Origin of the sequence: Parvibaculum sp. (assembly GCF_049672805.1) — a bacterium.
Taxonomy (GTDB): Bacteria; Pseudomonadota; Alphaproteobacteria; order Parvibaculales; family Parvibaculaceae; genus Parvibaculum.
The window spans coordinates 1-2546 of the sequence record NZ_JBATWS010000410.1 but is presented as its reverse complement, the minus strand read 5'-3'; the positions used below and the strand labels follow the sequence as shown (position 1 = coordinate 2546).

Here is a 2546-nt window from a genome sequence, read left to right as displayed (position 1 = left end):
GGCATATCTTGACCCCGCAGGCGCAGGGGCCCCTTGGCGAAACTGGTATACGCAGCGGACTTAAAATCCGCTTCCTGCAAGGGAGTGCGGGTTCGAGTCCCGCAGGGGCCACCATTCCATGCGGGCGGGCGTCAAAGTCCGACCGTTGCCATCATCAGCAAATGAGCGGGAATCAGCCGTGGCCGGCGACGGCGTGACGGGGTTCGGAATAAAGCGCCTCGGCGGGCACGCTTTCATCTTCCTTCAGCGCGGGATCGAAGCTGTAGAGCGTGGAGCAATAGCCGCAGATGATCTCCGTATCCCGGCCCATGTCCAGAAAGACATGCGGATGATCGAAGGGAGGAGCCGCACCAATGCACTCGAACTCCTTCACGCCGATGCGGATCTCGCGAACGCCCGCCTCGTTGCAGAATTTCGGTGTCTTGCCGCCCGCCATATTTCGTACTCCGTAGCCCGGGGATTGAGCGCAAACTAGAGCCACCGGACCGGAAGGGCAAGGGGGCAGGCGGAGACCCTGCTGCCGCGCCCTAGACGCCACCCAGCGAGAGGACGGGGCGTTCCTCGCGGGCGAGCTTTTCAATGGCGGCCGGACGTTTCAGCGTGACACGGGCATAGCCGATCTCGATGAGGCCATCCGCCTCCAACGTCTTCAGGAGACCGTTCAATGTCTGGCGCGACACGCCGACGGTTGACGCAAGACTCTCCTGGGAGAGGCGAAACTCGATAGCGCGGCTGCCGGGCCGGGAACGGCCTTCGAGACGTGCAAAATGCAGCAGGCGCTGCGCGAGCCGAGTCATGACCGGCAATGTTGCGGAACTGACGATATGGCTAATGGCGATGCGGTAATGAGCGCAGAGGAGACGCGTGAAGGCGGCATAAAAGGCTGGATTTTCCTTCGTCAGTCTCTGAAACGTATCCCGACCGATCCGAAGCAGCCGCGTGTCGCCAATTGCGTGAGCATCCGAGGAACGCGGTTCGCCATCGAGCATGGAAGATTCTCCGAACCAGCCTCCGGGACCGACGGAGTGAAGATGCGCGATGCGGCCGTCGCTTGAGTTTTGTGCGACATGTACCTCGCCGGAGAGAACAGCGAAGAGGCCGTTCGGCAGGTCTCCGGTAAGGTAGACCGGTGCATCTTTGAGGCGCACGAGGCGAGCTTCTTTCAATATGGCGTCGGCCAAAGGCGCGGGGAGCCCGGCGAACCATTCCGATCGCGACAGGATATGACGTTGCGCGGTGATGTTCATAGAAGCCCGCCTCCTTTGTGCGCAAGGTCCGGAAATCGCCCTAAATTGTCAAGCTCTTTACAATATTAAATGGAGACCTGCGGCAATCTCCGGGTGCTGCGAAGCGGCATGCACAGGCAGATGGGAGCAGGAAAATGGAAAGAGCTCGACAAGTGGCACCGAAGGCATTGGTGCGAGACAGCGTGAGCGAGGCGGAGTGGGCGCTGCGCGTCGAACTTGCCGCCTGCTATCGGATGATTGCTCATCTAGGCTGGGATGATCTCGTCTTCACGCACATCTCCGCCCGTGTGCCGGGAAGCGAAGATCACTTTCTGCTCAATCCATATGGACTGATGTTCGACGAGATAACGGCGTCGTCGCTGGTGAAGCTCGACATCCACGGGAACAAGGTGATGCCGTCCTCTTATGATGTCATTCCGGCGGGTTTCAACATTCACAGTGCGGTGCATGAGGCGCGGAAAGATGCGCTGTGCGTCATCCATCTGCACACGCCAGAGGGTGTGGCTGTGTCCTGCCAGAAAGGTGGACTTCTCCCGGTCTCGCAGACCGCGCTCTATGCGCTCATGTCGATTGCCTATCATCCTTATGAGGGCGTGGCGCTTGAAGAGGACGAGAAACCGCGACTGCAAGCTGATCTCGGCCAGAAGAAAATGATGATTCTCGAAAATCACGGGCTGCTGACCTGCGGACGCAGTGTGGGCGACGCATTTCTTGCCATGTTCACATTGCAGCGCGCTTGTCAGGTGCAGGTGATGGCACAGGCTGGCGGGGGAGAACTGATCGAGATTCCGAAAGCGATCCTCGACGGTATCGGTCGTCAGGTTCGCCAGACACTCGGCAATAGCGGTTCGGATCGGGTCTGGCCGGCGATCATCCGGAAAATGGAACGGCTCGATCCCTCGTTCCGCGACTGACGCCAATCGGCATCCACTTCTTGCATATGGAGAAAGACATGACTCAGGAACAGGCGCATCTTCGCGCGACATTCACGGACATGGCGCAGGGCACACAGGAAGACTGGTCGCGCATCGCAGCCGAGTTTTTGCCTTTTGCCGCGAAGTTGCCTGATCGTGTACTCGATCATCTGCGACTGCTCGATGGCGATTATGGAGGGTTTATCGTTGATCGGCTGACGCATAGTCTCCAGACAGCGACACGCGCCCATCACGACGGACGTGACGAGGAATATGTGGTGTGTGCGCTGCTGCACGATATCGGCGATACTCTCGGAAGCTATAATCACCCTGAGATCGCCGCCGCGATCCTGAAGCCGTTCGTCAGCTATGAAAACCACTGGAT

General features: G+C 59.2%; 4 protein-coding genes and 1 tRNA gene. 3 read left to right on the top strand and 2 right to left on the bottom strand.

Annotation, left to right across the window (positions count from 1 at the left end):
* Positions 1 to 27 precede the first annotated feature (27 nt).
* Positions 28 to 114: transfer RNA gene (locus tag WBF74_RS12765), tRNA-Leu, on the top strand.
* 58 nt (positions 115 to 172) lie between these two features.
* Here WBF74_RS12765 and WBF74_RS12760 read toward each other — a convergent pair.
* Together WBF74_RS12760 and WBF74_RS12755 are read right to left on the bottom strand one after the other, a co-directional pair.
* Complete coding sequence (locus tag WBF74_RS12760; RefSeq protein WP_424440499.1) at positions 173 to 436, bottom strand: zinc-finger domain-containing protein; 264 nt, start codon at positions 434 to 436, stop codon at positions 173 to 175.
* A 91-nt stretch (positions 437 to 527) separates the two neighbouring features.
* Complete coding sequence (locus tag WBF74_RS12755; protein WP_424440497.1) at positions 528 to 1148, bottom strand: Crp/Fnr family transcriptional regulator; 621 nt, start codon at positions 1146 to 1148, stop codon at positions 528 to 530.
* A 233-nt stretch (positions 1149 to 1381) separates the two neighbouring features.
* On the opposite strand from WBF74_RS12755, the gene WBF74_RS12750 reads away from it, so the two are divergent.
* Both WBF74_RS12750 and WBF74_RS12745 read left to right on the top strand, forming a co-directional pair.
* Positions 1382 to 2161: a class II aldolase/adducin family protein gene (locus WBF74_RS12750; RefSeq protein ID WP_424440495.1), complete on the top strand. Its 780-nt coding sequence runs from the start codon at positions 1382 to 1384 to the stop codon at positions 2159 to 2161.
* Positions 2162 to 2199: 38 nt separating this feature from the next.
* A partial coding sequence (locus tag WBF74_RS12745; protein WP_424440493.1) for an HD domain-containing protein occupies positions 2200 to 2546 on the top strand: 347 nt, incomplete at its 3' end.

What these genes read in the sequence shown, in the direction of transcription:
- WBF74_RS12760 (WP_424440499.1), bottom strand. Translation starts at nt 436, where the DNA reads ATGGCGGGCGGCAAGACACCGAAATTCTGCAACGAGGCGGGCGTTCGC.
- WBF74_RS12750 (WP_424440495.1), top strand. Translation starts at nt 1,382, where the DNA reads ATGGAAAGAGCTCGACAAGTGGCACCGAAGGCATTGGTGCGAGACAGC.